At 64.6% G+C, this 23,173-nt stretch carries 24 protein-coding genes and 2 pseudogenes; 15 read left to right on the forward strand and 11 right to left on the reverse strand.

Annotated features, from left to right (window positions below; translation table 11 throughout):
- Positions 1-222: 222 nt before the first annotated feature.
- Positions 223-765, forward strand: coding sequence for an ester cyclase (locus GFY24_RS33610; RefSeq protein ID WP_194853120.1), 543 nt, complete (start codon positions 223-225; stop codon positions 763-765).
- A gap of 969 nt (positions 766-1,734) precedes the next feature.
- Here GFY24_RS33610 and GFY24_RS33615 read toward each other — a convergent pair.
- Positions 1,735-1,938, reverse strand: a complete 204-nt coding sequence (locus tag GFY24_RS33615) for a hypothetical protein (RefSeq protein WP_153809152.1) — start codon at positions 1,936-1,938, stop codon at positions 1,735-1,737.
- Between the two features lie 30 nt (positions 1,939-1,968).
- On the opposite strand from GFY24_RS33615, the gene GFY24_RS33620 reads away from it, so the two are divergent.
- Complete coding sequence (locus GFY24_RS33620; RefSeq protein WP_153809153.1) at positions 1,969-2,205, forward strand: hypothetical protein; 237 nt, start codon at positions 1,969-1,971, stop codon at positions 2,203-2,205.
- Positions 2,206-2,357: 152 nt separating this feature from the next.
- The gene (locus GFY24_RS33625; protein ID WP_153809154.1) at positions 2,358-3,242 is read left to right on the forward strand and encodes a hypothetical protein; all 885 of its coding nucleotides are present in this window, start codon (positions 2,358-2,360) and stop codon (positions 3,240-3,242) included.
- Positions 3,243-3,365: 123 nt separating this feature from the next.
- Here GFY24_RS33625 and GFY24_RS33630 read toward each other — a convergent pair whose 3' ends face one another.
- Positions 3,366-3,503 (reverse strand): hypothetical protein, encoded by a 138-nt coding sequence (locus GFY24_RS33630; RefSeq protein WP_153809155.1) that lies wholly within the window; start codon positions 3,501-3,503, stop codon positions 3,366-3,368.
- A gap of 297 nt (positions 3,504-3,800) precedes the next feature.
- Here GFY24_RS33630 and GFY24_RS33635 point away from each other — a divergent pair, with 297 nt between their 5' ends.
- The 3 genes from GFY24_RS33635 (at position 3,801) to GFY24_RS33645 (ending at position 5,960) form a co-directional block, all read left to right on the forward strand.
- The gene (locus GFY24_RS33635) at positions 3,801-4,511 is read left to right on the forward strand and encodes a GIY-YIG nuclease family protein (protein ID WP_153809156.1); all 711 of its coding nucleotides are present in this window, start codon (positions 3,801-3,803) and stop codon (positions 4,509-4,511) included.
- Positions 4,512-4,565: 54 nt separating this feature from the next.
- A complete protein-coding gene (locus GFY24_RS33640; protein ID WP_153809157.1) occupies positions 4,566-4,940 on the forward strand; it encodes a hypothetical protein in 375 nt (124 codons plus the stop codon).
- Between the two features lie 648 nt (positions 4,941-5,588).
- Complete coding sequence (locus GFY24_RS33645; RefSeq protein ID WP_153809158.1) at positions 5,589-5,960, forward strand: hypothetical protein; 372 nt, start codon at positions 5,589-5,591, stop codon at positions 5,958-5,960.
- Positions 5,961-6,014: 54 nt separating this feature from the next.
- Here GFY24_RS33645 and GFY24_RS33650 read toward each other — a convergent pair whose 3' ends face one another.
- The 3 genes from GFY24_RS33650 to GFY24_RS33660 all read right to left on the reverse strand — a co-directional run bounded on the left by GFY24_RS33650 (position 6,015) and on the right by GFY24_RS33660 (position 7,578).
- Positions 6,015-6,242 carry a transposase gene (locus tag GFY24_RS33650; protein WP_153809159.1) on the reverse strand — a complete coding sequence of 76 codons (228 nt, stop codon included), beginning with the start codon at positions 6,240-6,242 and terminating at the stop codon, positions 6,015-6,017.
- Positions 6,243-6,446: 204 nt separating this feature from the next.
- Positions 6,447-6,899, reverse strand: a complete 453-nt coding sequence (locus GFY24_RS33655; RefSeq protein WP_153809160.1) for a hypothetical protein — start codon at positions 6,897-6,899, stop codon at positions 6,447-6,449.
- A gap of 34 nt (positions 6,900-6,933) precedes the next feature.
- Positions 6,934-7,578, reverse strand: coding sequence for a VOC family protein (locus GFY24_RS33660; RefSeq protein ID WP_153809161.1), 645 nt, complete (start codon positions 7,576-7,578; stop codon positions 6,934-6,936).
- Between the two features lie 253 nt (positions 7,579-7,831).
- On the opposite strand from GFY24_RS33660, the gene GFY24_RS33665 reads away from it, so the two are divergent.
- Both GFY24_RS33665 and GFY24_RS33670 read left to right on the forward strand, forming a co-directional pair.
- Positions 7,832-8,851, forward strand: coding sequence for an alcohol dehydrogenase (locus GFY24_RS33665; RefSeq protein WP_153809162.1), 1,020 nt, complete (start codon positions 7,832-7,834; stop codon positions 8,849-8,851).
- Positions 8,852-8,911: 60 nt separating this feature from the next.
- Positions 8,912-9,652, forward strand: a complete 741-nt coding sequence (locus GFY24_RS33670) for an SDR family oxidoreductase (protein ID WP_153809163.1) — start codon at positions 8,912-8,914, stop codon at positions 9,650-9,652.
- A 118-nt stretch (positions 9,653-9,770) separates the two neighbouring features.
- On the opposite strand, the gene GFY24_RS33675 is transcribed toward GFY24_RS33670, so the two are convergent.
- Positions 9,771-10,748, reverse strand: coding sequence for a thiolase family protein (locus tag GFY24_RS33675; protein WP_309231651.1), 978 nt, complete (start codon positions 10,746-10,748; stop codon positions 9,771-9,773).
- A gap of 376 nt (positions 10,749-11,124) precedes the next feature.
- Here GFY24_RS33675 and GFY24_RS33680 point away from each other — a divergent pair, with 376 nt between their 5' ends.
- From GFY24_RS33680 to GFY24_RS42460, 4 genes and pseudogenes are all read left to right on the forward strand, one after another.
- Positions 11,125-11,991: an acyl-CoA thioesterase domain-containing protein gene (locus GFY24_RS33680; RefSeq protein WP_153809164.1), complete on the forward strand. Its 867-nt coding sequence runs from the start codon at positions 11,125-11,127 to the stop codon at positions 11,989-11,991.
- A gap of 401 nt (positions 11,992-12,392) precedes the next feature.
- Positions 12,393-13,238 carry an alpha/beta fold hydrolase gene (locus tag GFY24_RS33685; protein ID WP_153809165.1) on the forward strand — a complete coding sequence of 282 codons (846 nt, stop codon included), beginning with the start codon at positions 12,393-12,395 and terminating at the stop codon, positions 13,236-13,238.
- 352 nt (positions 13,239-13,590) lie between these two features.
- Positions 13,591-13,983: pseudogene (locus GFY24_RS33690) on the forward strand (recombinase family protein); the annotation flags it as partial.
- Positions 13,984-14,096: 113 nt separating this feature from the next.
- Complete coding sequence (locus tag GFY24_RS42460) at positions 14,097-14,219, forward strand: helix-turn-helix domain-containing protein (protein WP_255458798.1); 123 nt, start codon at positions 14,097-14,099, stop codon at positions 14,217-14,219.
- Between the two features lie 62 nt (positions 14,220-14,281).
- On the opposite strand, the gene GFY24_RS33695 is transcribed toward GFY24_RS42460, so the two are convergent.
- The 4 genes from GFY24_RS33695 to GFY24_RS42465 form a co-directional block, all read right to left on the reverse strand.
- Positions 14,282-14,671: a hypothetical protein gene (locus GFY24_RS33695; protein WP_153809166.1), complete on the reverse strand. Its 390-nt coding sequence runs from the start codon at positions 14,669-14,671 to the stop codon at positions 14,282-14,284.
- A gap of 21 nt (positions 14,672-14,692) precedes the next feature.
- Positions 14,693-15,268 (reverse strand): MarR family winged helix-turn-helix transcriptional regulator, encoded by a 576-nt coding sequence (locus GFY24_RS33700; protein WP_153809167.1) that lies wholly within the window; start codon positions 15,266-15,268, stop codon positions 14,693-14,695.
- 71 nt (positions 15,269-15,339) lie between these two features.
- Entirely contained in the window at positions 15,340-18,093 is a 2,754-nt protein-coding gene (locus GFY24_RS33705; RefSeq protein ID WP_228566901.1) for a Tn3 family transposase, read from the reverse strand.
- Positions 18,094-18,279, reverse strand: coding sequence for a hypothetical protein (locus GFY24_RS42465; protein WP_228566902.1), 186 nt, complete (start codon positions 18,277-18,279; stop codon positions 18,094-18,096).
- 84 nt (positions 18,280-18,363) lie between these two features.
- On the opposite strand from GFY24_RS42465, the pseudogene GFY24_RS33710 reads away from it, so the two are divergent.
- Positions 18,364-19,720 (forward strand): annotated as a pseudogene (locus GFY24_RS33710) (IS701 family transposase).
- Complete coding sequence (locus GFY24_RS33715; RefSeq protein ID WP_375336136.1) at positions 19,721-21,049, forward strand: IS701 family transposase; 1,329 nt, start codon at positions 19,721-19,723, stop codon at positions 21,047-21,049. It abuts the pseudogene before it with no gap.
- 346 nt (positions 21,050-21,395) lie between these two features.
- On the opposite strand, the gene GFY24_RS33725 is transcribed toward GFY24_RS33715, so the two are convergent.
- Entirely contained in the window at positions 21,396-21,965 is a 570-nt protein-coding gene (locus GFY24_RS33725) for a TetR/AcrR family transcriptional regulator (RefSeq protein ID WP_153809168.1), read from the reverse strand.
- A gap of 112 nt (positions 21,966-22,077) precedes the next feature.
- Between GFY24_RS33725 and GFY24_RS33730 the strand changes: the two genes are divergently transcribed.
- Complete coding sequence (locus tag GFY24_RS33730) at positions 22,078-22,971, forward strand: NmrA/HSCARG family protein (RefSeq protein ID WP_153809169.1); 894 nt, start codon at positions 22,078-22,080, stop codon at positions 22,969-22,971.
- Positions 22,972-23,173 lie beyond the last annotated feature (202 nt).

Here is a 23,173-nt window from a genome sequence, read left to right on the forward strand (position 1 = left end):
TGGCATCCGGACTTCGAATGGAAGTGCACACTTGAGCGATAGGTTTCGTGTTTGTAAATCATGGAGGTTGCTGGGGAAAGTTGGTATGCGGCTACCTGATCTCACGGCCTCGGTCGGTGGAAAAAGCCGCTTCAGATCACCTTGACCGCACTCGATGCGCAGATGTATGGGCCGCCTGGGTCGGACCGGGACAGGCTCATCGATGATAAGAGGAGAATCATTATGTCCACACCCGCGACAGCCGGCACGCTCGACGCCAACAAAGCGGTAGTGCAGAGCTTTTTCGATCAGGTAGTCAACAAACATGACGTGACCGCCATCGCAGATCTCTTCGCACCCGACAGCCAGGGCACCCTCGAAGCCGCCGGCAGTACCGGGCTCGAGGCCGTGGCCCAGCCGAGCGCAGCCGCAGCCGCCGCTATGCCCTCGCAGTCGGCCCAGGCGATCCACACGATGACCGAGCAGGCATTGGCGGCTTTCCCCAACATACAGATCCAGATCGACCTCATGGTGGCCGAGGGAGATACGGTCGTGGTCCGCTGGACGGAAACCAGCAATCACTTCACCGGGGTCAGCGACGCCGGCCACCACGTGCCGATGTCGAGCATCGATTTCTTCACCGTTCAGAACGGCAAGATCACCTCACTCGTCTCTCGCCCGGACCTCACGAGCGCCCTGCAAGCACTTGATGCACTGCCCGACGCCCTGGCATCGCGCCTCACTTCACCGAACGCGCCGGAAGAGTTGTTCAACTCGGTCCAGTGATACCCGCATATCCCGGCACGGTGAGAGAGCGGCCCTCGCGCTCTGCGTAGCGGATACGTAACCGTGTCAGAAAACTTCGGCCCACAACGCCCGGTGCGACGGCCCGCCGACGATCCAGGCGTTGTGGGCCGAAGCCCGTGCTCCCTGCGGTCGCATGCAGATCCGTATGCGTCGCAAAAGGATTGGTGTTCGTAGTTCAGCCCGCTGCCGGTCAATGCGGTAATGCTCGCACTGGCGCGTGTTCGTCGCCTGGGACCGCTTCGGGTCGTGGAACCCGAGAGGAAGCGGATCGGCCGGCGGCGTGCGGGACAAGGTGCCAGGCCGCCTCGGTCGCCGGCATAGGTGACATTGGGCACCGTCGGCGTCGCCGTGGAAGGCACTTGCCGCGATGCCCGCCCCATCCCCGGAACTCCGCTCGGAGGGATGGCCTGTCCAATTCGCCGGGTTGCGGGCCAGGTTTTACCCCTGCGGTAGAAAGGTGTTGCCCGTCAGAAGCGTAATCGACTCAGGCGCAGTGGTTTTGGGATCGATAGAGAGTTCCCTGTCAGTCCCGTTGTGTCCTGGGCTTTCCCGATTTTCGATACGCAAAGTGGGACCGAATCCTGGACTGCAATCCCTCGTATGGGGTGAACGCACAGACGAACGGCAAGGGCATGCTGTATTGCAAGCTGACTGTGGAGGGTGTTGTGGTTCAGAACAACTCGGCGAAGGGTGCGTACATCGTCGTGGACTGCATCGGATGAAGTGAAACTGGGATTCTTCCGCCGAGCACAGATCGTTGCCTGCCTCGTGAGGGAGGGACGGGGTACTTCGAGACGAACGACCAGGTTCGCACTGTGTCCAGGTTTTTGGACACCGTAGCTTCGCCTCGCCGGTTTGGGGGGGACTGCCCCGAGTTTGGTTGACTCGCGGGTGTGGTGGTTCAGGCCGCGAGTGCGGGCTGGTTTATTGTCTCAAACTCGATCGGGGTCAAGCGGCCGAGTCGGCGTTGGCGGGCTCGCCCTGCTCGAAGGCGACGGCGTCCAGGATGTCCTCGAGGGCGAGGATGGTCGCCCTCGAGGGTGGTGACTGGCGCATCGTGGATATGACTGCGGCGGGTACGTCGTGCGCGTCGACATTGCGCGCCGCGACCACGAGGCGCAGAAGCGTACGTTGTCCTGGTGTCAGCTCCATCCGATCTCACCTGCCTGATGGTCACAGACCATGCACGAGGACCAGGTCTGCGTCAGCGGTAAGACCTCGAGCACTTCAACCACACGCACGCTCGATGAAAAGCGTTCCGAGGGAACAACTTTGGGCTGGGCCTTCCTAGTGTCGGGTGTAGCGACTTCCGTGGGCGGCGCGTACAGCACCTATTCGGCTGCCCAGCACAATGCGCGCTTGGTCAAGGCTGATGCGCTGGCACGTTCGGCCGCGCAACAGCACGATCTCGACCAATAGCGGTGGACGACTGGGTCCACGTCGATACGTGTCCACGATTCCGGCGGCAGTCGGGACCGACTCCAAGGCCAGGCGTCCGTGGAGTGTGGCGGCTTCCACGACAGCGGCCGGTGCCACGGATAGCATCGGCGTGAGTCGAAAGGAGCTGGGGGATGAGCGAATTCGAGTACGAGCTGCTGGGGTTGTGGGACCGGCTGCGTGCGGTGCGCGAGTCCGGCGCGCTGGAGCACTACCAGCGGATCCGATCGGAGCTCGTGGCGCTCGAGCCGATCGCGCAAGCTCTCGATGAAGGACACAGCGACGAGTTTCGCGCGCTGATGCTGTACAGCTACCTGCGGGCGGGCGGCAAGGCCGCGGTCGACGATCAGGCGCGCCGGTCGATGCAACGCCACGCCTACCTCGAAAACCGTCTGCTGGCAGCGTGTGATCAGGTGCGCGAGGCTCGATGCCTCGCCGACTACGCCCAGGTGGCCACCACCCTGGATGACATTGGTCGGTGCGGTGAAGCGTTCGAACCGGACTCACTGCCGATGTGGGCGCTGCCTCGGCTCTACGCCTACGTCACCAACCTGTGTGAGCGCGAGGAGAAGCAGGCCGTGCGCGACCTGCTCACCGCGACGAAGGGCCGGAGCGCCCTCGGTCCGAACTCCGAGGGCTGCGTGGCCCCGCAGTACCGCGCCGCCATCGACATCCTGGCCAGCACGCCTGCACCGAACGTGCAGCAGGCCCGTCAGCTCATCGATCGACTCGAGCGCATCGATCACCATCTCGAAACCGGGGCCCGCGTCGATATCGAGTTCGCTGCATTGATGGATCTGCGCAACCAGGCATGGGCCACCGCGCGCCGGACCCTGAGTCAGGCGCGCGAGGCAGACGAGAAGGCGATGAGGGCCGCCGTGCAGGCAGGCTTCGCGCATCCTCCGTCGGCTGCGGTCCGGCGGCGCCCTCAGGCACAACACGCCACCACACCGACCCACGGTCCACATGGCCCGAGCAAGAGCCCACGCCGTGAACGCGACCTCGGGTACTCCCTCTAGGCCAAAAATGCACTCCAGGGCGGGTGCATGGCCGGGTGCTGGGGCCACACCAATGGGCACGCTGACCTTCCGTATCACCGCAGCGAGGGGGCAGATCCGCAAGTGAGCGCTGCGATCGAGCGACTACCGGCGGGCGGCACGGATTTCGTTGTCTACCAGTTCATCCCGTGCTTGGGCGTAGATCTGGGTGGTTTCGGTTTTGGCGTGCCCGCGACGGCGGCGGATCACTTCGACAGACACTCCGGAGTCCGTGAGTTTCATTCTCTAATAGTGCAGAAAGTCGATTCGACGGATTCGTTACGTACACAACCGGATCCGAGTGGGGGCGTGCAGCGGGTGAATGAGGATTCGATCCCGCGATGGTGAGCGGGGCATCGAGCCGGTGGTACCACCGCCCCTCACCGGTCCAAGTCCGCGGCAGAACGAAACCGACCGTTCTACCTGCGAAAATACGCCACGCGCCGGGTCGGAACCTGTCGGTGAGGCGTGGGAGCATCCGGAAACCCGATTGGGTGCTCGTTGCCCGAAAGTTCACCGACGCAAAGGAATTCGCCACAAATGGGATATCTCTACGCATTTCACCTCGGTCTGCTCCCGAAGTTCAAGATCGGCCAAACCACGATGACTCCCGCGAAGCGAAAATCCTCGCTGCAAACCTCGTGTCCCGAGCCGTTGTCGTTGTTCGATGCTATCGAAACCGACGAGTACAAGGCCCTCGAGAAACGCATCAAGGACACCTGGGGCCACCGGCGCAGCACCGAAGGCGGAAGCGAGATCTACCACCTCACCGAAACCGAAGCCGCACAGGTGTTCTCCGAGTGCCGAGCGTGGCTCACCGAGGAGTTACCCAAGGAGCGCAGGACCGAAGAACTCGAAGCCCTCGAACCGGACCCCACCGTGTTGCCCAGCGACGCGCGGACTCTCCAGCTGCGGGGTCAGTGGATCGCGTTGTATGAGCAGCAGCAGCGGGTGAAGCAGGAATACGACCGGGTCGCCGCGGAACTGGCGTGGGTGGAGACCGAACTCAAACTCGCCATCGGCACCGCCACCGGCATCGAGGGAGTCGCGACCTGGGACACGGGTGTCAAGAGCCGTCGTATCAACCCGGACCTGGTTCAAGACAGGGAGCCTGAGCTGTTCGAAAAGTCGCTGGAGCCGAGGTTGAACGCCGAGAAGTTCAAGGCCCTGCTCAAGGCCCTGGGACGCGAGAACGACTACGACAGTTTCCAGGAGATCCGGCAAACCAGGAAGTTCACGATCGCCGAATGAACGGGGTCCGGTTCCGGGCTGGTGCGTGCGGTGGTCGGCCTATCCTTGTCGCGCATGGCGACCGCAACGATTTCCATCGATGACGCGCTGCTGGCCCGGATCCGGGAATCGGACGGGGGTGATTTGTCGGCATGGATCGCTGCAGCCTGCCGCTCTCTGCTGCTGAGCGACGCGGCCCGCGCGGCCCGCGAATGGGAGCGAACCCATCCTGCCGAAGCTGCCGCCGCCCACGCGGAGGAGGCTGTTCGCGTGTTGGCAGGCGCGGTCGAACGCGAGATCTCCGAACAGGCCGAGCACACGGCACGGACTCGCGCCGGTGCGAGCGCCGAACCCACCACCGTCGACTACTTGGCCGCCTACGGCCATGTCCGGGCACTGCTCGACCAGGCCGAGGCGCAGCTGCGCAAGCAACTCGGGGGTGCGCAGTGAGTGAATCCCGCTACCAGGTGCCCACACCTGAGCAGGTGCCAGGTCCACCGCTCCGACATGATCATGGCGGCGCGCATCGAGATGCTCCAGATTCATCCGCATATCCAGGCCAGTCGCCCGCGAGTACTTCGCCGGCGGCACCGGCCTGACCGCCTTTCAGCTTCGCGTCGCGGCCCGAGAGCGCCGAGTTCAGGGCATCGACCACGCGTGTGGGGCCTTCTGTCGGCAGGCGCGCGGGGTCGGGCTGGCCGGTGATCGAGACGTTCGCGCGGGCGGCCAGCCGTTCCAGAATCGATGCTACGGCTACTTCGCCTTAGTAACGTATGCCGAACGGCATGGGAGAGAGGCCAGAGTCGGCAGCATGCCCAAAGTATTTGCCCCCCTTGACACATCGATCACTGCGCTCGAAACTGGTTCAGTGCGGCCAGTGGTCGAGAGTGCTCCACCAATCCACGACCTGATAGGTCGGCTGCCGGTCAATGCCCCTCACCCCCAAACATTTTCGGGGACAGCTCCCTCGTCGCTCTGCCCTTGTGGCGGTGAATCACACCGTGGCCCAAGGCATTCGACAAGGAGATCAGCATCATGACCACACTCTCTGGGCGCTACTCCATCAAACCTGGTACCGGCCCCTTCGAATCTCGATGCATGAGCACCCACACCGGCCAAGAGGGTGAGCCCGTAGCTCTCCAGCCCGGTCCGGCAACAACACTCAACATCCAACCGATCAAGACCGACGACGAAGCCGAAGCCGGTTACACGATCGCCTTCCCCTCTTCCGAGCTCTTCCTCACGCTGCCAGACGGGAATGCATCTCGGGTAATCGTGACCAAGGATGCATCCGACAAGAGTTCGTGGTGGTCGATCGAAGAGGCCCCCAACTCCACCCTCCCGAATACGTTCACGATCCGCAGCTACAGCACGGACGACTGCTACCTGACCGCGCAGGCCCCCTTCCCGGGCTCGTCTGTCGTTCCATCCACCACGTCCTTTCCCTGGGCAATCCAGCAAGCGAAGTGATCATCTTCGCCGCTCCAGCCTGGAGCGGCGAAGGCGGAGGGTCGCTCCTCACCGTTACCCGCGTTGGCGGCAACCTTCCTGTTCGAGCATCACCGCGTGATATCGAACGCCGGCGGTCTTGGCTTGCTTCACCCAGTGACGCAGGGCTTCTTTGTGAACGCCCAGATCACGCGCTACCCGGGCTATCGCGCCCCGGCCTCCACCCAGCTCACGCTCGTACTGCGCGACCAACGCCACCGCACGTTCACGCAGCTCCGCCGGATATCTCGAGTTCCCTGCCATACCGTCGATCCTCTCCAGATCCAACGGTCTCCCCCAAAACCGGGGTGGTCCACACGAGGATGGGACTGTGCATTCGCATGGTCATGTGCATCAAAGCGATCTACTCGACGATCACTCACACACCCACGACTGAGCTGTTCGGCGCGGGACCCCGTGCGATGTGATCGGTGGGTGTCGGCTGATGGTGATGTTTGTCGACGACCATTACGACCGCGGTTCCTCGCGGGCCTCGATCGCGGACACCGAGTTGCGGAACGCTTTGGTCAGCACGCTCTTGCCGACGGTGGCGAGTACCGCTCCGAGGAACCAGCCGCGCAGGTTCTTGCCCTCGCGCACGACGACGTAGTCGATATCGGTGGTGCCGTCGGCGCGCCGGGTCAGGTCGTAGGTGTGTCCGGAGGCGTGGCCCCACGCGTTGGACTCGGTGGTGGTCAGCACCACGTGCTGCGGGTTGGTCCAGTCGTACTGGAGCCGCTCCCAGACTCCGCTGGCTCCTTCGGTGACGTCCGCGTGGTGGTCGTCCCGGGTGTGCACCTGGAGGTAGGCGTTGTTGCTGTTGCCGAGCAGTTTCGAACGGTCCGGACCGAAGTCGGTGAGGGCCGCGACGTATTCCTCGGGTGTCACACGCGTGTTCGCGTGCATATGGATGGTGGTCATCGTTCTTCTTCTTGTTCGATGTCGTGCGGGTCGGTTATTCGGGTAGCTGATCGCCGTGGTGCTCGGCGACCATGTAGGCCGCGTACCACTCGGGCCAGGCCGCGTCGTACTGGCCGCCGTTGCGGGCCTCGTGTTCGCCATGGGCGGCAGCGGCGCGTTTCAGTGCGTCGACCAGGTCGCTGGTGGTGGCGTACGCCGTCTCGGTGGTCTCGATACGGCCCGGGAGACGGGTGGTGACTTCTTGGAGCAGGAAGGCGTTGCCGTCGGGGTCGGTGAAGGCCGCGAAGGACCCGTAGCTCGCCCGCTCGTCCGCTGGTCCCGCCACGCGTCCATCGCCCGACGTGGGCTGGAACTGTGCCCCGGGGGCGCCGGGGTGGAAGACCTCGCTGATCTCCGCGCCTTGGGCCGCGAGCGTGTCGCGCGCCTGCTGAACGTCGGAGACCACCAGGTACAGGCCTTGCGCCGTGCCGGGTTCCGCGGTGGTGACGTTGGTGCCGAACTGGATCGACGTCGGCGAACCCGGCGGCGTGAATTGCACGACCCGGAAGCCGTTGTCGAATTCGAAGTCGGCGTCGAGGCGCAAGCCCAAACCTTCGTAGAACCTCTTCGACCGGTCGACGTCGGCGACCGGGATGACGACCGCCTCGAGCTTCAGCGCGGGAACCCCTGTGGTGTTCATTGCCTGCACCCTTGTTGTGTTGCCAGCCGGTTGCTTACATATCCAAGTGTGCGATCCGGACGGTGTCGTCGAAAGTCCCGAACTCTGATCGGTCCCCGGTCCCCGGCCGTCTAACCAGGCTTTGTCTCGACCCGGACGGGCGGGGGCATTACCCTCGAAGGTGCCCCGGTTCTGTTCGATGCCAACCGATCTCTGCAGCGATTCTGCGCGAACTGCATGGCACGCCCGCTCACGGCCGGAGGGAGTTCTTCTGATGCCCAGCATCCGATCCGTCCAGGTGGACCACCCGGACGGCGAACTGTTCTTGACCACTCGCGACATACCCGATCCAGGGCCCGGACAGGTGCGGGTCACCATCGAAGCCTGCGGTATCTGCCACTCCGACAATGCGTTCGTCACCAATGCGTTGCCCGGTGTGACGTTCCCGCTGACGCCCGGTCACGAGATCGCGGGTCGCATCGACGCGGTCGGCGACGGCGTCGCCCGCTGGCGTCCCGGCGATCGGGTGGCTGTCGGCTGGTTCGGCGGTGCGTGCCTGTACTGCGACCACTGTCGTGACGGGGACTTCATGCATTGCGAGAACCTCCAGGTGCCGGGCTGGCAGTATCCGGGGGGCTACGCCGAAGCCGTGGTCGTGCCGGCGAGCGCGATCGCCCGCATCCCCGACGGGTTCACCGCGGTCGACGCCGGACCGATGGCTTGCGCGGGAGTGACCACCTACAACTCGCTGCGCCGTAGCCAGGCCCGCCCCGGCGATCTGGTCGCGATCCTCGGCATCGGAGGGCTCGGGCACCTCGGTGTCCAGTTCGCCGCGAAGATGGGCTTCGACACCGTTGCGATCGCACGGGGGGAGGACAAGGAACCGCTCTCTAGAAAACTCGGGGCCCGGCACTACATCGACTCCACAGCCCAGGATGTAGCCGCCGAACTCCGCAGTCTCGGCGGCGCCCGCGTCGTGCAAGCCACCGCCGCGAGCTCCGAGGCGATGGCCGCCACCATCGACGGCCTGTCCACAGACGGCGAACTGATCGTCATCGGTGCGGTTCCGACGCCGATCCCGGTCAGCCCCTTTCAGCTGATCTTCCAGTCCCGGGCAGTGCGCGGGCACCCGGCCGGCACCGCCCGCGACATCGAACGCACCCTCGACTTCGCCGCCATCACCGGCATCCGGGCCATGATCGAAGAGCGGCCGCTCGACGATGCGCCCGCCGCATATCGCCACGCCCTCAGTGGTAAAGCCCGGTTCCGCGTGGTCCTGACAACAGGACTGTGATCGCAGCCCGGTCGCCGGCCGGAGTCTGACCGGCAAGGGCTCGAGTGGAAGGAGTGAGCATTGAAGATCGTCGTTATCGGTGGCAGCGGGCTGATCGGTTCGAAGGTCGTGGCTCGGCTCGGCGAACGTGGCCAGGAGGCGGTTCCGGCTTCGCCCAGCAGGGGAGTGAACACACTCACCGGCGAGGGAGTGAAGGAGGTACTGCACGATGCGAACGTGGTAGTCGACGTCTCCAACTCGCCGTCGTTCCAGGACGACGACGTCATGGAATTCTTTCGAACGTCCACCAGGACCCTTCTCGACGCCGCCGGCGCCGCCGGTGTCGGGCACTACGTGGCGCTGTCGGTGGTGGGCACCGACCGGCTGCCGGAGTCCGGATACCTCCGGTCGAAGGTGGCGCAGGAGGAACTGATCACAGCTTCCGCGCTGCCGTACTCGATCGTGCGCGCCACCCAGTTCTTCGAATTCGCCGGGCAGATCGCCGATTCCGCCACCGCCGACGGCTCGGTGCGGCTGTCCGGCGCGGCCGTGCAGCCGATGGCCGCCGAGGATGTGGCCGCGGCCGTAAGCGGGACCGCGGCGGGCGACCCGTTGAACAGCATTGTCGAGGTTGCGGGGCCGGAGGTGTTCGGCCTGGACCGGTGGATCGGCACCGTGCTGGCCGCACGCCACGATCCGCGCATTGTGATCACCGATCCACATGCGCGGTACTTCGGGGCGCTGCCGGACCGCGAGCTGTTGCCCGGGCCGGGTGCGAACCTCGCCCAGACGCGGTTGTCGGAGTGGCTGACCCGCCAGTGAACCGGTGTACCGCGCGCGGGCCTTCGGCGCCTGCCGCTGGAGATCCACGAGCGCCGAGCACCACACCGCAAGCCTGCTGCCTGAGGAACCCCGTAGGTTGTTCCTTCGGTGAGATTTCTCAGGCGGCGGACGGGTTTTCGAGGACGATTGCGACTCCTTGACCGGATCCGATGCAGACTCCGATCGCGCCGTAGCGCGCATTGCGTTCCCGCAGTTCGGTGGCCAAGGTCAGGAAGTAGCGGGCGCCGGTGGCGCCGAACGGATGACCGATTGCCACCGCGCCGCCGTTGGGTGTCAGCTCCTCGTCGGGGATGATGAAGCCGTCCAGCTGGTTGGGCAGTTCACGCAGCACGCCCAGGGCTTGGGCGCTGAATGCCTCGTGTACTTCCCATACGTCGATCTGCTCGGGTGTCAGGCCCGCGCGTCGGATCGCCAGTGGCAGCGCCCAGGCCGGAGCCAGACCCATGTAGAGCGGATCGATCCCGTACACCGCCGAGGACACCACCCGTGCCAGCGGTTCCACTCCGAGTTCGGCCGCTCGTTCACCCGAAGCCAGCACCAGTGCGCTGGCCCCGTCTGTCGGGGGCGTCGAGTTCCCTGCGGTCATCTGCGTCGTCCCCGGCTGCGGGGGCAGCGCCGCGAGCCTTTCGGCGGTGGTGTCGTCGCGGATGAATTCGTCGTGCTCGAACAGGCGGGCGGGGGTCTTCCTCGTCGCGGCGATCTCCACCGGCATGATCTCCTTGGCCAGCCGCCCGGAATCCCTGGCCGCCTTGGCATTTCGCTGTGTCCGGAGCGCGAACGCGTCGATTTCCTCTCTGGTCAGCCCGTAGCGGTCGGCAGCGTTCTGTGCTGTCTCGATCATTCCGATGTAAGCATTGCGAGCCAGCAGCGCCGGATTGGCCGGACCGCCCGCACCCGCCCACATGGTGTCGAGCAGGATGACCGGGCCGCGGGGGCCGAACGGAGAGTCGCCCTTCATGTACGCCCAACCCGACCGCGACATCGACTCGACGCCACACGCGATCCCGACGCCCAGATGAGCCACAGTCGTTGTGCCGGGTGAGCGCTGGTGACCGGGGCCGCGTGCTCCCTGCACACGCGGGGGTGCCCTACCAGTGGTGGGTCAACGCGGTGGAGTCCGGGTGCTCCCCGCACGTGCGGGGGCGAGCCCGGGATTGGTGCGCATGGCGTCGATGTAGCGGGGTGTGTGCGGCCTGTCGGCGGCCTCCGGCCGGCCGCATTGGTGTGTCGCGGGTGTGCAGGGCATCTCTGATGGTGCTGGCGGGGAAGCCGGTGAGTCTGCTGCAGCTGGCGAGTGAGTGTCCGGCGAGGTAGATCCGTTCGGCGTGGCACTCGTCCGACAACGTATCGCCCCCGGGGCGTCGCGTACTCGCAGGAATCGCAATTCTTCCGGACAGTATTCGAGATCGAATGATGGCGGTCGGCATGGGGATTGAATACTAGGGAGAGTTATGTCATTCTTCGAGCGCCGGGGCGGGAATTTTCATCAGCTTCCTCTTGCGGCAAGTCAATGGTCGGCCGATCGGATAAATGGTGCGGCCGTTGCTGGTTTGGCCGCACACGTCGTTGAACATGAGCACTCGGAAGGTGACGAACTGACACCGGCCCGGTTCACCATTGATATCTTCCGGCAGGGCCGGTTCGAGGAGACCAGCGTTACCACCACCCGAGTTCGCACCGGGCGGAACGTCCGGATCGCGGATGCATTGATAGCCCAGGGTGATCAGCCGATTGCACGTGCGCCAGCCGTCTTCGCGCGTCCGTCGCGGGAACCGAGCGGTCGGCGATGGAATCCTCCGACTGGTTCGTATGTCCCGCCGGGTCGGCTTCGTGCCGCGATGTCCACGCCGGGAATCTGCTGGGGTAGCGATGCGCACGGGGAGAGCTGGAGCCTGATGATGTCCGAGCATCAGAACGCCAGCCGCAAGCGGTTGTGGATCAATCAGACCGGGCTGGTCAACGGCGAGGAATCGTCGCCATTTGTTCGCACGGCAATGGTGGGTGAACTCACCAATACGTTGACCAGCTGGGGCGACACGGGTATCGGATACATAAACCATGATGTGACGATTGTTCTGGCGCGGATGCCGGCTGGGTTGTCGATCGGCCTGGAGGCCGACAATCACACATCCGGTGCCGGGCTCGCGGTCGGTACATCGAGCTTGTACGACGAATTCGGTCGCTTCGGTTCCTGTTCGGTCAGCTCGCTTGCCTATTTGACCGGCAGTCTCGACGTGACGGGTGCCCCGAGCCAGGAGGAATGGGGAGCGCGGCAACCCGGGACGGGACGCGACGACCTGAGCAATGTCACGAAATAATACAGAGATAGAAGATTTCGATGTCTGAAGTGCCAATGCATGATTTTCCGTCGCGCGCACCGAGAAGTTTGGGCTTGGACCCGGTACTCGACGAGGTTCGCAACAACAATGGACTTGCCCGTCTCAAACTGCCCTACGGAAATCCGTGCTGGGTCGTCACGGGCTATGAGGATGCCAGGCAGGTATATTCCGACCGGCGGTTCAGCCGAACAGGGCCCCGGAATCCTGAAGCTGGCCCCAGCCCCAAAGTGAGGCCGCCTGAAGCGATCCCGGTTCGTTTGCCTTGGGTGGTAGCCGGTTGGCCGATCGGTTCCGCTTCCTTGGTGTCGGTTTTCGAAGTCGCGTTCAGTGATTCTCACTGCTGTTGACATCAAGCGAAGTTGAGGTTCTAGCGTGAGGTCATGACCTCGTCAGCGCACAGCTATACGACCGATTCTGTGGTTTCCGCCGACGGCACTCTCGTTGGTTATCGTCAGTTCGGTAGCGGTCCCGGGTGCGTGTTACTGCATGGGGCACTTCAGGCTTCGCAGAATTTCAGTGATCTCGCGGCGGCACTGAGCCGTGATTTCACCGTCTATGTCCCGGACCGGCGCGGTCGGGGTCTGAGTGGGCCGCCCGGTGATGGCTATTGCATCGATAAGGACTGTGAGGACGTCGCGGCGATCCTGACGAAGACCGGGGCACAGTATCTCTTCGGGTTGAGTTCGGGTGCGATCATCGCGCTGCGGGTGGCACTGCGGGTGTCCGCCGTGCAGAAGGTGGCGATCTATGAGCCGCCGTTGTTGATCGAACACCCGCCGCGGTGGATGGCTCGCTACAACCGGGAGATCGCCCGCGCAAACCCGGCTGCGGCATTCGTCACCGTGCTGAAGGGCACCCGCGCGTCCAGGCTCTTCACCCTGATGCCGCGATCCCTGCTGACTCCGGCGGTAAGACTTGTCTTGGCGGGTGAGGCGAAGAAAGTCGCTGGTGACGACGTCTCGTTGAAGGAACTCATTCCCACCATGCAGTTCGAGACCCACACCGATCCCGGGGACGCCATCACGGACTTCGCCGGGGTAACCGCTGAAGTATTGCTCCTGGGCGGGGTCAGATCCGCCGACTATCTCAGGCAGAGCCTCGACGAGTTGGCGGCCATCGTGCCCCGATCGCACCGGATCGAGTTCCCGGCCCTGGACCACATGGGGCCGGACAATCGAGGAAATCCTGCTCTGGTCGCCCGGGAATTGGCCGCGTTCTTCGCATAGCTGCGTGTGTTGGCAACGAGGTCGTGGACGGGGCTTCCAGGTTGTCGATGCCGAAGCCGATGATGTGACCAGAGCAGATTCGGAACGTCGGCCCTGCCGGTCGTGGATTCGGCCGAGCGTCGATGTCCTCTCACCCTCTCACCGAGACTCACAGTCCCGGAGTAATGGGGGGAAACGCCGCCCGCCCATCGTTCCGCTTCCATGGAAGTGGAACGACCACAGGGCGAGCGTGAACGACCTCGGTCGTCAACGCACGAACAGGGCGGACCCGCACGCAATTCGTTCCACAAGTTGTTCCACGAGAACTGTTCCGAAAGGACCGTACGGCAACGACTTTCGGTACATTCCCCGCATGGGCATCGACACACGCCACCCCGCCGCCGGACTCGACCTCGGCTACGCCCGAGTGTCGACGACCAAACAGAGCCTCGAACGACAACTCGCCGCGCTCGGCGAGGCGGGCATCCCCGACGAGCGGATCTTCGTCGACAAGAAGACCGGCGCCACCGTGGACCGGCCCGGCCTGACGAAACTGCTGGACTACACCCGCGCCGGCGACACCATCGTCGTCTATACCCTCGATCGGCTCGGCCGGAACCTGCGGGAGGTGCTCAACCTCGTACACGACTTGCAGGACAAGGGAATCGGAGTGCGCTCGCTGGGCGACCCGCTGCCGATCAACACTGGCGATGAAGGCCTGGGCCGCATCGCGTTTCTGCTGCTGGCGCTGTTCGCGGAGATGGAACGCACCTTCACCGCCGAACGTGCGGCCCACGCCCGCGTCGTCGCCGAGGCCAAGGGCCGCGCATCGGCAGGCCGAACGCCCACCCCGACGATAAGATCGATTACGCCCGCCTCCTGCGTGAACAAGGTGCCAGCCTCGGCGAGATCGCGGGTAAGACCGGCATCCCAAAGACCTCTTTGCACCGGTACCTCGCCGCTACGACGGGGCCGATCGCGGCTGAAGATCCAGGGCCGTAAACCCCTGCGGGCCGGATTTCCCTGGTAGCCAGGAAAATCCGGCATCAGTCGCAAAACATCTATCAGCGCCCGGCATCCTGAGGTCGGGTGGCCATGATGGCCTGCCAGGGTGTCGCGTCGAAGATGAGCGTGATCGCCGTGATTCGGCCGGCGTCCATGCGAAAGTGCTCGGCGGTGCGCTGGGTACCGACCGGCGAGTCGGTGTGGACGTTGTAGATCAGCACGGCGTCGGTGTCGCCGTACAACTCGCTGATCATCTCCACGCGGGTGACGATCTTCAAGAATTCCTCCATGCCCGCGAGATGTCCTGTCGGGCTGGCGGACTCGATGAACGGGCTGCGGAAAGTGAAGCCGTCGCCGAGTTGTTCGGAGGCCGACTGGACGTCACCGCGGTAGCGGGCGTCGTGGTACGCCCGGACGGTGCGTCGTGTCGTGGAATCGGTCGTTGTCATGTCATCCTCCGGGGCGTGGTGTTATGAGGTCGAGCGGTCGGTGTCGCCGGTGGCGAGGTATTGCTCGATCCGGTGTTGGTTGTCCACAACCCGCAGGCACAGGTCCTGCAGTTGTGCGAGTTCGTCGGGGGTGAATCCGGCGAAGATGGCCGACATTGCCCGCTGAGTCGGTTGCCGGAACGACTCCAGCCACTCACGACCGGTCGCGGTGATCACGACCCGCACTGAGCGGCGATCCTGTGGATCGCGAATGCGTTCGGCCAGGCGGTCGCGCTCGAGGGTGTCGACCAATCCGGTGACATTGCGCGAGGTCACCCCGCAGGCGCGCGCCAACTCTCCGACGTTCAGGTCGTGATCGGCAACGGCGAGCCGGGCCAACACATCCAGTGCCCCGGTGCTCAGTCCGCGACCGCCGGCACCTTGTGAGCGCAGCCGATCGACCGCCTGCCAGGCCGAGCGGAGTGCGGCGGCGGCCTCGAGAGGCAGGGTGTCCTCGCCCGCCGCGAACGTTCCCATCGATCCTCGGACACCGGGGTTGTAGAGCAGGCCGTCCGCGCCGCGCACCGCATCCGGGTGGGATTTATGTACCTCATTCATTATGAATGAGTACTCTATTTCCTTGGGTGGGTTCCGGCAAGTCCTCGGACCAACGCTGGTCGTCCAATTCCCTAGCCTGCGAAGCGTTCTCGACCCAGGTCCAGGCGGGTGTCCATGTCGAGCCGGAATCGGCCGTAGGGGTTGATATTCGACCAGAACAACGGCGACATCGCCCGGCGTTCGTCGTCGCCGACCAGATCGTGGAACTCCGGATCCTCCAAAACCGCTTGTAGCAGCAGGGTATTGATGTGCACCATCGCCGATTGCAGCAAGTGCAGCGCCAGCATCGACACCTCCGCGTGCTCGCGGTCGGCCCCGGTGAGCTGAGAGTCCTTGCCGTAGAAGACCACCGTGTTGGCGGAGTTCCAGTTCTCCACCACCTGCAACCCGCTGTTGATCTCCCGCCGCAGTTCTTCCGACGCCAAGAAATCGCAGGCGAAGATCGTGCGCACCGCCCGTCCCAACTCTTCCAACCCCTGATAGGTGGGGTGTTTCGGGCCGCCGCGGGTGAACCGGCGCAGAATCGATTCCGATTCGGCCGTACCCAGGCGGAGCGCGGTCGCGTATTTGACCATTTGGTCGTACTGCTGCGCGATTAGTTCCCACCGGATCGGTCTGGTCAGCACCGGTCCCAGCTCCCCGTACACGGCGGTGTCGTCGGGCCGGTACAACCGAATGGACCCGATGTTCTTCATCCGGGGCAGCAGCTTGAATCCCAGCAGTTCGGTGAAGGCGAACCCGACCACGCTCGCGCCATGGGTATCGACGTAGTTGGTGTCGATCTCCGCGTCGGTGCAGTGCCGCAACAATCCTTCGATCATCGCCGCCACTTCCGAGCTGGAGCACGATTTGAGCTGGGAGTAGATGCACACGTTGCGGCGCTCCACGTGCCAATAGATCATCACCCCGTACCCGCCGTAGCGCTGGTGGTATTGGGTCATCAAGTTCGACTCCCACGACCCGAACTTCTTCGAATCGCTGGCGCACGAGGTGCCGGTGCCCCACCACTGCGGATCCCGTACGGCGAAAGTGGCATTCACCAGCCTCGTGGTCGCGCGGCGCAGGTTGTCGCGGGTGATGAAGTGTCGACGTACATGCCGCAACGCGGCCTCGGACTCCTCGTGTTCACCGGTGTTCACGATCGCGCGGATACCCATGTTCGTCCCGAGCGCGAACAGATCGAGCAGGAGCCGTCTTCGCAGCGTGTCGCGGTCGATCACCTCGAGCGAGGCCACCGAGGTGAACTCGGCGGTGAAGTCGGACAGGAAATCGGCATCCTTGAGCACATCGAGCAGATCGAGTGTGCCCCAACGCCTTGCGACCTCGGCCTTGATGGTTTCCAGGTGCTCCGGCTCGGGCAGCTTCTCCAGCTTCGGCACACTGATCCACTGCTCACCCCGCCGCCGCGTCAACCGGACACCACCAGTGGTGTTCTCGGCCAGACCGGTATCGAAGCGGGCCAGCGCCTGACTCATCCGCTGTTTCAACCCGCTGATGAACTCGGTCGGGTCCAGGGGCTGGCGGATCGCGGCGTAGTGCACCTCGCGCGCGGTGTCGAAATCGCCGGGCAGGTCGTCTTCGGGGTTGCGCCACCTGTTCCCGCCGTCGATGTAGATCTCACGTCGTCGGATCGCGTCCCGCATCGCGACCAGCACACACAACTCATACGGGATGCGCTCGACGCGGCCCTTCTCATCGACCACCGCCTCCCGCCACGCTCTCGGCACCACACCCTCGAGCGGAGCGAGCGCGTGGGTGTCGTAGAAGCGGACCTTGCCGTCGATACTCGCGTACCGCGCCAACAACTCCATCGCCACCATGACCGGCCGATAAGCGGTGTTGTTGCACCGAAAATCCAACGCCGCCAACAACGCCGGCAACATCCGCCGATAGTGATTCGAATACGAGCTGCGCAGCACAGTGCGCACCCGCGCCTGGAACACCTGGTCGTTGGCCTTGGCCTCTTTCACCAACTCCCGCAGCGTCTTCTCCCCGACTACCGGGTAGAGGGCGTCGCGCACAATGTCGTCGGGGTGCTCGACTGCGGCTTGTGCGAGCCGGAACAGGATGTTCTCTTTGCCCCGCACCCGGCGCAGATCCTCGGTCAGCTCCTTCTGCACTCGCCGATCCGCCCGCGTGTTCACCTTGTGCACCAGTTCGATCAGCAGATCCACCAGTGCGTCGGTGATCTCCGCTGACCGCACCCAGCACAACGTCGCCAGCAGCGTCAGCATGATCGGCTTGGGCATATCTCGCAGATCCGACGGGAACGAGCGTGCCGCACGCGCCCGCCAGGAGTCGACCAGCTTCTCACTCGCGTCGGTGAACAAGTCCGGTGGCAGCTCGAGCGCCCGCACCGCCGCCAGCTTGTCCACTTCCCGCAGCAGAGTCTCCAAACTGACCTTGCCGGGATCGGACTTCAACTCCGCCAACAGATTCCGGCCCGATGCGAGTGGGGCCGCACCGATCGCGACCAGGTTGCTCAACCGGTCGATCGACAGTGCGCTGAGCCGTGCCACGGTGCGCTCGCAGAACCGTTTCTCGAACGTCGTGCGTGCCGACCCGATGATCCGGTCGATACGGCCCGGCGGTTCGACCCGATCGGCCCGGCACCGCACCAGCAGCGCGTGGCGCAACTGCTCCTCGCGCAACTCGACCGGGCACACTTCTGCCGCCAGCCACGACGCGAGCTTGTCCTCGTCGCTGCGCGATGATTCCCGGAAGCCGAACGCGTTCCGTACCTGTGCCCGGTGGTACTCGATCGTGCTGCCGCTCCAGCGGTACGCATCCAGTAGCGCGGGATCGACCTTCACCTGCTCGGCCATCTACGCCACCGCAGCGGCCGGTAGCTCCTGCGGCCCGGCAGGGAACCGGCCCTCGAGCTCGAAGAATTTCAGCAACAGACCGAAACCGACGCGAGTCGCCCCCGACTTGTTGCCCAGCAACCGCCAGTCCTCACCGACCAGCGTCCACGACCCGACCAAATCCTCGGTCGACCACTCCTGACGCACGACCGGCAACAGTAGACCAATCGCGCTGAGCGCGAAGCTACTTTGGGGCTGGGGCCAGCTTCAGGATTCCGGGGCCGTTTCGTGCTGGTTGATGAGGATCTGGTTGCGTGGACGGCTGGGCTCGAGGAGTTGTTCGCGCGGGTGGCGGGGCGTTTTCATCGGGCGGAGCCGCGGTTGCGGGCGCGAGCGTATGTGCGGGGCCTGCTCGCGCCGCTGGCGGGGAAAAACGGCTGGACCTTGGCAGAAGCCGCGGGTGATCAGACGCCGAATGGGATGCAGCGGCTTCTGAACAAAGCGGCGTGGGACGTCGACGGAGTCCGCGACGACGCGCGCGCGTATGCCGTCGAGCACCTGGGCGATGCGGACGGTGTGCTTGTTGTCGACGAGACCGGGTTCCTGAAGAAGGGAGTGAAATCCGCTGGGGTGCAACGGCAATACTCGGGAACGGCGGGTCGGATCGAGAACTGTCAGCTCGGTGTGTTCTGCGCGTACTCCACCGCGAAGGGCCGCACGCTGATCGACAGGGAGCTATATCTGCCCAAGTCGTGGACCACCGATCGGGACCGCGGCCGCGACGCCGGGGTGCCCGATGAGGTCGAGTTCGCGACGAAACAGGTTCTGGCGCAACGGATGCTGGCCCGTGCCCTGGACGCTGGCGTGCCCGCCCGCTGGGTCACCGCCGACGAGGCTTACGGGGGTGATTCGAAGTTCCGGACCTGGCTCGAACGGCGCAGGGTCGGGTATGTGGTGGCTGTACCCAGCAGCGCGCCGATCGTGTCACTGGCGGGCAGTTGGCGCGCCGACCAGGTCGTCGCCGACGCGCCAGCGGACGCGTGGAAGCGGCTCAGCTGCGGTGAAGGTGCGAAAGGCCCTCGCTTGTTCGATTGGGCCGTGGCCACGCTGCCTACCCTCAGCGAAGCTGGCCCCGGATGGCGGCGCTGGCTGCTGGCCCGGCGCTCGCTGACCCCCAACACCAAGGGCGAACTCGAAACCGCCTACTACCTCTGCGGCGCCCCGATCGGCACTCCCGATACCGACCTGATCCGGGTCGCCGGAGCCCGCTGGTCGGTCGAGGACTGCTTCCAGACCGCCAAGACCGAGGTCGGGCTCGACCAGTACCAGGTCCGCCGCTACGACGCCTGGTACCGGCACATCACCCTGGCCATGCTCGCCCACACCTACCTCGCCGTCACCGCAGCGATCTCCCCAAAAGCATTGGCAGCGGCCTCATTCCACTCACGCTCGGCGAAATCAAGCGTCTCCTGGCACACCTGATCACCCCACTCCCGGACCCCACCCGGCTGCTTCGCTGGTCGACATGGCGACGAAGACACCAACACCAGGCAAAACAAGCCCACTACCAGCGAAGACGGGCATTACATCACGAAGTGATGCTGGAGTATTAGTACTGCAACGACACTTGTGGTGTCTGTGCTGGTAGATCTGGTGTGTTGTGTTGGATCGTGTTGTGGCCGAGTTGGATTCGTTGATCAGCAGGGTGGGTTCGCGGTTCGCGCGGTCCGAGCCGAGGGCTCGGGCGCGTGATTACGTGTCGGGGCTGGTTGCGGGCTTGGAGCGTAAGAACGGGTGGACCGTTGCCGAACATGCTGGTGAGTTGGGCCCGCAGGGGATGCAGCGGTTGTTGCGGAAGGCGGACTGGGATATCGACGGGGTCCGCGACGATGTGCGTGATTACGTCGTGGAACACCTGGGTGACCGCGAGGCGGTGATCGCTGCCGACGAGACCGGTTTCCTGAAGAAGGGCGTGAAATCGGCTGGGGTGCAACGGCAATACTCGGGCACGGCCGGGCGTACCGAGAACTGCCAGATCGGGGTGTTTTTGGCGTATGCGTCCAAGCATGGACATGCGTTGATCGACCGGGAGTTCTATCTTCCCGAATCGTGGACCACCGATCGGGAGCGTTGCCGCGACGGCGGCATCCCCGACGAGGTCGGGTTCGCCACCAAGCCACGGCAGGTGATCGCCATGCTCGAGCGCATGTTGGCCGCGCAGGTGCCCTTCGCGTGGTTCACCGCCGACGAAGCCTACGGCCAGGCAGGTTATCTGCGTGACTGGCTCGAGGAACGGGATGTGTTCTACGTGATGGCCACTCGCTGCGACCATCAGATCACCACCCGCGCCGACCGCACCACCCGAGCCGATGCACTGGTCGCAGAGTTCGTGGCTTCGGCGTGGCAGCGGCTTTCGGTCGGTGCCGGCGCCCACGGGCCGCGCGAATTCGACTGGGCACGCCGCCAGATCGAAGGCACCTGGGCGCGCGGGCGTGGGCACTGGCTGCTGGCGCGGCGCAGCATCGGTAACCCGAACGAGATCGCCTACTACCTCGCCTACGGCCCACACAACGCCCGACTGGTCGATCTGGCCTTCACGGCCGGATCCAGATGGCACATCGAGGAAGCGTTCCAGCAGGCCAAAGGCGAGGCCGGCCTCGACCACTACCAGGTCCGTTCCTGGCGGGCCTGGTATGCACACATCACCCTGTCGATGCTCGCCCCAGCCTGGCTGGCTGCATCCAAAGCTGCTGCTACAAAGGGGGGATTCGCTGACAGCGATGCAGGCATGATCGCACTGACACTACCGGAGATCCGCAGGCTACTCGTCGCTTTCGTGCTCACCCACCACCATGACCCCAGCCACACCTGGGCCTGGTCGAGATGGCGACGCCGCAGCCAATACCAGGCCCGACTATCCCACTACCGACGCCGCGGACACCCCCTCACCGAGTGTCGTTGCAGTACTAATTGCTGAGTCGAAGGCGATGTTCGTCACGGTGAGATCTTTGCTGCGAGTCGGCGGGAGTGTTCCTGGTGCGCAAGTACTACGACGACGACCAGATCGCCGCCCTGGTCTACCTGGTCGCCATGATCAACGCCGCAACCGGCTGCTGGTGATCACCGGGACCACAGGCGGCTCCTACCAGGCCGGCACATTCGACAACGTGGCGAACTGACCGGCACATCAATCCCTGCCCGGCCCAGGACCGTTCTATCCCGGGCCGGGCCGTATGTGCGAGTCCGAGCAGCGCGATCAGCGGCATCGGCGAACGTTCGGCCAGTCCGTTCGAGCTGCGCACAGGTCTGTCGCGTGCACAGTGTCACGCTTGGACGCGAAGGCCGTCGAAGAGGAAGTCCAGCAGTGTGCGGGCTTGCTGGGTTCGGTCCGGATCTCCTTCAATGGCAAGGGCTATCGCGTTGACGAGCTTCAGTAACTGGGGTGCGGTCAGCCCGGAACGGATCTCGCCCGCGTCTTGAGCGCGCTGCAAAAGGCCGGTTGCCGCGGCGGATATTTCTTTCCGGCACCAAGATTCGGTCGATGTGCCTATGACTGCGAGCAGCGAGGCCGCGAGGCCTCGGGTGGCGCTGCCCTGTCCGACAACGGTGTCGAGCCACAACCTGAGCGCCTCGGCGGGGGCGTGTGCCGTGGCCAAGTCGCCGGCTCGGTGGACCAGTGCCTCTATGTGGTCGTGGTGGACCGCTTCCAGTAATGCCTGTCTGGTCGGGAAATGGCGGTAGAGCGTGGCATTGCCGACCCCGGCGGCACGTGCGATGTCGTCCAGCGGCACCTGCGGGCCGTGTTCGGCGACGGCATTGGTGGCGGCGGTGATGAGCAGCTCGTAATTGCGCAGCGCATCGGCACGGGCCGGTCTGCTCAGGGCTGGTGTCATTACACTCCGATTGCAAAACGGGGATAGTCCCCGTATTGTAGCCGACGGCTAAACGGGGACAATCCCCATTTATTGCCGATACAGGCGAACAGCGCTATTCGAGGAGGATGCGATGTCGGACATCGTGTTGGTTACCGGAGCGACGGGCACCCAAGGCGGCGCAACGGCTCGCGCACTGCTGGCGGCGGGTTGGCGGGTGCGTGCGCTGGTGCGTGACCCGGACACGGCGGGTGCTCGGGTGTTGGCAGGGGCGGGTGCGGAACTGGCGCGTGGCGATATGGGCGACCGAACAACGCTGGATACGGCGGCAGCGGGTGTTCATGGGGTGTTCAGCGTGCAACCGACCACGGGATACCCTGGCACACCTCCCGGCTTCACCGTCGACGATGAACTGAGGCTGGGCCGCAATGTCGCGGATGCGGCCGCGGCAGCAGGTGTTGCTCACTTCGTTTACGCCTCGGTCGGCGCTGCAGACGCCGATCACGGCATTCGCCGCTGGCAGAGCAAGGCGGAGTTGGAGAGCTACTCGACTCGGCTCGGCCTGCCGACCACCGCATTACGCCCGGTGCGCTTCATGGAGAACCAGCTCGACCCCCGCTTCGGCTTGCGCGAGGGAGTACTCACCGATGTCATCCATCCGGACGTACCCGTGCAGCTGATCGCGGGTACCGACATCGGTGTCTTTGCCGCGAGGGCTTTCACTCACCCGGACGAATACATCGGAGCCGCAGTGGAACTTGCGGGCGACGAGCTGACAATGACCGAGATCGCCGAGGCCATGAGCCGGTCCCTCGGACAACCGATCGAATACCGAGCGATCCCACGAGAAGCGTTGTCGGACAAGGACCCCGACGCCCTCGCCGGCTACCGGTTCGCCAACCAGGTCGGAGGCTGGAATGCCGACATCGTGGCGCTGCGGCGATGCCATCCGGAACTGCTGGATTTCACCACCTGGCTGGAGCGTGAAGGTGCATGGCAGCACTCCGCTTACACCGCCCGACCCTGATGAACATTGCCGAAGACATGCGCGGGCAACTCGATCGGCGACACTGCGTAGTACCGGGTCCGCACGTGCCGCCCGAGATATACACGCTCATCGGCAGAATAGTGCGTCAGCAGACTCGTTGAAGCGGCAGGCCACGCCAGCCGGTGACGTCAACTTCCGCCGATGCCACCGGATCTCGACCATGCTGGACGACGTCACCTTC

This window comes from Nocardia sp. SYP-A9097 (genome assembly GCF_009649815.1).
GTDB lineage: Bacteria > Actinomycetota > Actinomycetes > Mycobacteriales > Mycobacteriaceae > Nocardia.

Coding starts and splice junctions, on each gene's coding strand:
- GFY24_RS33610 (WP_194853120.1), top strand. CDS start 223: ATGTCCACACCCGCGACAGCCGGCACGCTCGACGCCAACAAAGCGGTA.
- GFY24_RS33615 (WP_153809152.1), bottom strand. CDS start 1,938: ATGGAGCTGACACCAGGACAACGTACGCTTCTGCGCCTCGTGGTCGCG.
- GFY24_RS33620 (WP_153809153.1), top strand. CDS start 1,969: ATGCACGAGGACCAGGTCTGCGTCAGCGGTAAGACCTCGAGCACTTCA.
- GFY24_RS33625 (WP_153809154.1), top strand. CDS start 2,358: ATGAGCGAATTCGAGTACGAGCTGCTGGGGTTGTGGGACCGGCTGCGT.
- GFY24_RS33630 (WP_153809155.1), bottom strand. CDS start 3,503: ATGAAACTCACGGACTCCGGAGTGTCTGTCGAAGTGATCCGCCGCCGT.
- GFY24_RS33635 (WP_153809156.1), top strand. CDS start 3,801: ATGGGATATCTCTACGCATTTCACCTCGGTCTGCTCCCGAAGTTCAAG.
- GFY24_RS33640 (WP_153809157.1), top strand. CDS start 4,566: ATGGCGACCGCAACGATTTCCATCGATGACGCGCTGCTGGCCCGGATC.
- GFY24_RS33645 (WP_153809158.1), top strand. CDS start 5,589: ATGAGCACCCACACCGGCCAAGAGGGTGAGCCCGTAGCTCTCCAGCCC.
- GFY24_RS33650 (WP_153809159.1), bottom strand. CDS start 6,242: ATGGCAGGGAACTCGAGATATCCGGCGGAGCTGCGTGAACGTGCGGTG.
- GFY24_RS33655 (WP_153809160.1), bottom strand. CDS start 6,899: ATGACCACCATCCATATGCACGCGAACACGCGTGTGACACCCGAGGAA.
- GFY24_RS33660 (WP_153809161.1), bottom strand. CDS start 7,578: ATGAACACCACAGGGGTTCCCGCGCTGAAGCTCGAGGCGGTCGTCATC.
- GFY24_RS33665 (WP_153809162.1), top strand. CDS start 7,832: ATGCCCAGCATCCGATCCGTCCAGGTGGACCACCCGGACGGCGAACTG.
- GFY24_RS33680 (WP_153809164.1), top strand. CDS start 11,125: ATGTCATTCTTCGAGCGCCGGGGCGGGAATTTTCATCAGCTTCCTCTT.
- GFY24_RS33685 (WP_153809165.1), top strand. CDS start 12,393: ATGACCTCGTCAGCGCACAGCTATACGACCGATTCTGTGGTTTCCGCC.
- GFY24_RS33695 (WP_153809166.1), bottom strand. CDS start 14,671: ATGACAACGACCGATTCCACGACACGACGCACCGTCCGGGCGTACCAC.
- GFY24_RS33700 (WP_153809167.1), bottom strand. CDS start 15,268: ATGAATGAGGTACATAAATCCCACCCGGATGCGGTGCGCGGCGCGGAC.
- GFY24_RS33705 (WP_228566901.1), bottom strand. CDS start 18,093: ATGGCCGAGCAGGTGAAGGTCGATCCCGCGCTACTGGATGCGTACCGC.
- GFY24_RS33725 (WP_153809168.1), bottom strand. CDS start 21,965: ATGACACCAGCCCTGAGCAGACCGGCCCGTGCCGATGCGCTGCGCAAT.
- GFY24_RS33730 (WP_153809169.1), top strand. CDS start 22,078: ATGTCGGACATCGTGTTGGTTACCGGAGCGACGGGCACCCAAGGCGGC.